Raw genomic sequence first — 1392 nt, 5'->3', positions numbered from 1 at the left:
TTATAAGTAGAATTAGCTAAGTCTAAAACTGAATGAAATCAAAAAGCTAACAAATTTAAACTCAACAACATCTCACATAAATTATTTTGACCATGACCAAAATTATGTTCTAAGTTGTCACCATGATTTTTTAAAACATTATTACTTTCATTCTCAATTTTCCATCTACTTCTACCAGCTTTGACAATTTTTTCAACATTACCGTCACTAATGTTATGATTGGTAATAAAACTATTTTTATAAGTAATTTCTTCTGTTTCTTGATTAATGATTGTCACTTCACACCAATTAACTTGTAATGAATCATCACCATCTTTTAGAGGTATTTTATTAGTATAACGATAGCGATAAACTAGCTCCTTTTTTCCATTCCATTCTTTCTTTTCTAGAGTTGTAACTTCACCACTTTTACCCAAAAAATCTAGCCACTCATATAAAGTTTTATGTGACGTTTCACGGGCTTCCCAAAAATAAAATTATAATCCTTTGATAAGGCTAATTCACAGATAGGTTGACGAGAGTACAAGTCATCTCCTAAAAGGGTTACAGGATTTTCATATTTTTCGCTCGGATTTTTATTTAACCATCTTTTTACCGCAGCATTCTCACAATCTTGTTTCTTGTGACCATCTTGTTTTTCGATAAATTCAGGTTCTAAACTTATTACTTGTTTCAGCCTTTGGTGAAACAAGAGCAGGAATCACACAACCCTGAAAATAAGTAGTAGTTCCATTTCTATGATTACGACAGTTACAATGAGGACAATTAATTTTTTTAGATGAAAAATATTCTGTTCCACCCTTTCGCTATCAATATTTGCCGTTTTAAATAGAAAAATTTCTTAAGAAATTTTTTCTCTTTCAACCATTGACTACGTCCTCGAAGGAGGATAAATTCTTTGATATACTGGATAAATTCTTTGAGCAGTAACTGGCTCTAATAATTTTCTGATTTGATTATCACAAGGAATTTTATTGATTTTAAATAAACTGTCAGCATTATTTTTTTTCTTCATCTTTTCCATCAATCTTTGATGCTCTAAAAATGAAGGTGACTGAGTAAAAAATATTGAAAATGCTGCCATCATAGCATCGGATATTTCATATTTAGTATTATTTCCAGCTTTTCGGGAATCTGGTAAGTCATCTAATTCTTGAATCAAAAAATCAATCAATTGATTGATTTTTATCTCTGCAATTTTTTGTACCATTTTCTTTGATTAATAATAGCCATATCTAATAATTTATAAGATTTTACAAATTTTGCTGTGCCATTAATCAAGATTTTTCGTTTGGCCGTCATTGTTAGCGTAATATTTACGCTAACTTGATTCTCCATTTCCTTTTTTTCTGCTAAATTTTTCTCTATTCTTTTTCAAAATGAGAATTGCTG

General features: G+C 29.6%; 1 pseudogene. It reads right to left on the bottom strand.

What is annotated here, in order from left to right:
• Positions 1-41: 41 nt before the first annotated feature.
• A pseudogene (locus H1P_RS35490) lies at positions 42-1210 on the bottom strand (ISNCY family transposase); the annotation flags it as partial.
• Positions 1211-1392: the final 182 nt, after the last annotated feature.

This window comes from Hyella patelloides LEGE 07179, from assembly GCF_900659865.1.
GTDB classification, from domain to species: domain Bacteria; phylum Cyanobacteriota; class Cyanobacteriia; order Cyanobacteriales; family Xenococcaceae; genus Hyella; species Hyella patelloides.
Note: the sequence above shows the minus strand (reverse complement) of the source record. Positions and strands in the feature narration are given on the sequence as shown.